At 30.8% G+C, this 2614-nt stretch carries 1 protein-coding gene and 2 pseudogenes; 1 reads left to right on the top strand and 2 read right to left on the bottom strand.

Annotation, left to right across the window (positions count from 1 at the left end):
* Together ACFIL8_RS09070 and ACFIL8_RS09065 are read right to left on the bottom strand one after the other, a co-directional pair.
* A pseudogene (locus ACFIL8_RS09070) lies at positions 1–300 on the bottom strand (ShlB/FhaC/HecB family hemolysin secretion/activation protein); the annotation flags it as partial.
* Positions 293–472 (bottom strand): hypothetical protein, encoded by a 180-nt coding sequence (locus tag ACFIL8_RS09065; protein WP_375681521.1) that lies wholly within the window; start codon positions 470–472, stop codon positions 293–295. The pseudogene ACFIL8_RS09070 and the gene ACFIL8_RS09065, both read right to left, overlap by 8 nt.
* Positions 473–728: 256 nt before the next feature.
* On the opposite strand from ACFIL8_RS09065, the pseudogene ACFIL8_RS09060 reads away from it, so the two are divergent.
* Positions 729–1342: pseudogene (locus ACFIL8_RS09060) on the top strand (type ISP restriction/modification enzyme); the annotation flags it as partial.
* Positions 1343–2614: the final 1272 nt, after the last annotated feature.

Genomic DNA, 2614 nt, shown 5'->3' with positions numbered 1-2614 from the left:
GGCTTCATGAAGGTCGGTATGAGAAATCAACTGAGCACCAACAAATTCAATGCTTTTGATCAGCAAACAGGTTGTACCAGATGAAGCACCATAGGCAGATGTGGTATCATCGTCTGGCAAAAATATCCCATGTGTTTCGTTTCTACGGTGCAATCGTTGAAAACGCTGTTCTTGCGTTTGTTGTCGTTGGATGCTCTCTGATTGATTAATCGCTTTCTCACGAATATTTTGGGCAAAACTCGGCAACGAGAAAAGGCACAAAATAGCCGCAAAAACAAAAGTGAAAAAAAATCTATGCATTCATTGTGCCCTCAAAATGAGCAACAAAATGATCCCCATCATCAGCGTCACAGAAAAAATCGCCAACCGCGTAACAATTTTTTAATTTTTTGATGAGAGTAATACTTATAACATCTGAGAAAAAAGCATAGACTGTACTGTATACACCTGCTTTATGTGTTGTGCAAACCATATCATTTCCCCCGCTTTTGAAGCCTGTATAATTACACTGTTAAATGACAATCATACACTCTAATATGCTTCTTAATTTTAAGGTGTTGCATGTAATATAATCTTGAGCTTCAAGTAAAGACTGTTATTCATAGAATATACCAAATTTATTGGAACTGTTACATATTAGAGACAACAAAAAACACTCCATTATTATCGCTTGATAAGAAAAATAGCATGACAATCGCTTATTTACTAAAATAAGAAAAAAGAAAATGCGTAATGCTATAACTGATGAAGGATTAGCATATTTAAAAGCCGCTTATCCTAATGAAAAAACACTAAAGATGATCTGTTTTATTATGTTTACGGTCTTTTGCATTCAGAAGATTATCGCACCCGTTATGCTGATAATTTATGCAAAGAATTGCCTCGTATCCCTTGCGTAAAAACGGCTGATGATTTTTGGAAATTTGTGACAGCAGGGCGTGAACTCGGTCATTTGCACGTGAATTATGAAGATGTAGAGCCTTATCCCGTGATCTTTAAAAAGGGTAATCCAAAACAGACAGAAATCTCTAATCCCGAAAAATTCTATTATGTGACTGAAATGAAATTTGCTGGGAATAGTAAGGAAAAGAATAAATCAACTGTTATTTATAACAGCAATATCACAATAACAGATATCTCTCTTGAATCGGTTATGGGGCGTCAATGCGTTAAGACAGATAAAAAGAGTGGTATTGTTAATGATGCCAATCACTATGCTGTTGAAACCATTGGCAACCCTGCCTATCCATTAGAGTTATTTCAAAGGGTTATCACTGTAAGTTTAGAAACAATGAAAATTGTTAAGAACTTACCAAAATTAGAAATAAGAGAAACCAAATAACTTATAAAGCATGCTCACATGATAGGCATATTAACCTCACAAGGGGTATAAGGTCTTATAGCTATAGGTTCCTATACCCCCTTTATACATTGCTTACATACAATCTTTAAAAGGATAATTTATCATGCGTTATTCTAAAAAGAAGAAACTTGCACTTTTAGATACTCTTATTTGGATTGCTTTAAAACTTTTAAGAAACCCACTCTTAAATAGAATTAGATTTTTTTACATTGCCTTTAAGAGGTTATACCGTAATCTAAAATGATAGCTTTATCCTTTTCAAAAGCTTTGTTTAAAGAGAGTTATGTATATTCATTTTACTTATAGGTTTTGTAGGTTCTTAAAACCCCCAAAACCCCTACAAAACCCCTTTAAATGTATATTATAGATTGTATTTACGGATTGTATTTAATATAGGTTGTTTATTTAAAACATTAACATATTGAAATATAATGATTTTTATTTTGGATTAAAAAAATAAAATAATACGTACAAAAAGCACCCCCAAAACTCATAACTATAAAGATCTTGATAGCATCTCTTATGAGTTACAAGATATCTTTTGAAAAGCTTTAAAGGATCACATGATTTTTATAAAGCACGTTGTAATCATTCTCTAAATCATAAGGTTATCTATTCAAAAGAACTGATTAAATTCATAAAAGGGATTTTAATAACGTAATCAGTTTTTACTTTCATACGCTTTTCATAAGACACGTTTTAATGACACACTAAAATAATCACTTTTGTCAGTTCAATTTACTGACAGATAACTGACAAATATATATTATTAATTGTATTTAAGGTTGTGTTATCTATATAAGTTGTATCTTAAAAAGACTAACATATTGAAATATAATGCTTTTAATTTTTTATCATTTTAAAAAAATAGTATAGGGTCTAAAAAGAACTGACACAACTGACAAAAGTCTATTAAAAGGGATTTTGCTAATCTCTATAATGATCAGTTTCTATTGAGATATTTTCATAACAGACAATAAATCACAATTATCCTATTTATCGTTTCTCTTATGAAAATGAAAAATGATGCCATGGCTATAAAGAACATAACAGCTATAGAGAAAGCAAAAATGCAAATGAAAGCATTTGTTATAAGAGCGCGGTGCTATTAAGGTCGTTTAAATTAAAGCCCCTTATAAACAAAATTCACAAAAAATTTAAAATTCATTTAGTAACAAAATTGATAGGTTATAAAGTTTAAAATACGCATCATGAGAGCGTTTCTAAATATTATAAATGTATAGATTCAGA

Source organism: Bartonella sp. AP57NXGY, from assembly GCF_042195805.1.
Classification (GTDB): Bacteria; Pseudomonadota; Alphaproteobacteria; order Rhizobiales; family Rhizobiaceae; genus Bartonella.
This window is presented reverse-complemented; position numbering and strand designations above follow the sequence as displayed.

Coding starts and splice junctions, on each gene's coding strand:
- ACFIL8_RS09065 (WP_375681521.1), bottom strand. CDS start 472: ATGGTTTGCACAACACATAAAGCAGGTGTATACAGTACAGTCTATGCT.